Below are 230 nucleotides of genomic sequence, written 5' to 3'. Positions count from 1 at the left end.
GTCTCCGGATTGTAGTACCGGTGCCGGTTGTAATGCAGACCACTTTCCCGGTCGTGGTATTGGCCTTGGAAACGCAGCGGCTGTTCCAGGCGCTTGCCGTCGCCGTGGCGCAGTTCGGTGAGTTTGCCGTAGCCGTTGTAGCGCGCGGCCCAGACGATTTCGCCTTGGTGGCTGGTCAGTTCCTGGGGCGTGCCGAGGTGGTCGTTGTGGTAGTGGAACGGCGTGGCGTT

1 protein-coding gene is annotated in these 230 nt (G+C 62.6%); it reads right to left on the bottom strand.

Annotated elements, in window-relative coordinates:
- Positions 1-230, bottom strand: a 230-nt coding sequence (locus OC610_RS29415; protein ID WP_264433400.1) for an RHS domain-containing protein, incomplete at both ends; no start/stop codon positions are given.

The organism is Pseudomonas agronomica (assembly GCF_025917275.1).
GTDB classification, from domain to species: Bacteria; Pseudomonadota; Gammaproteobacteria; order Pseudomonadales; family Pseudomonadaceae; genus Aquipseudomonas; species Aquipseudomonas agronomica.
The sequence above is the reverse complement of the archived record's forward strand: the minus strand, read 5'-3'. Positions and strand labels throughout refer to the sequence as shown.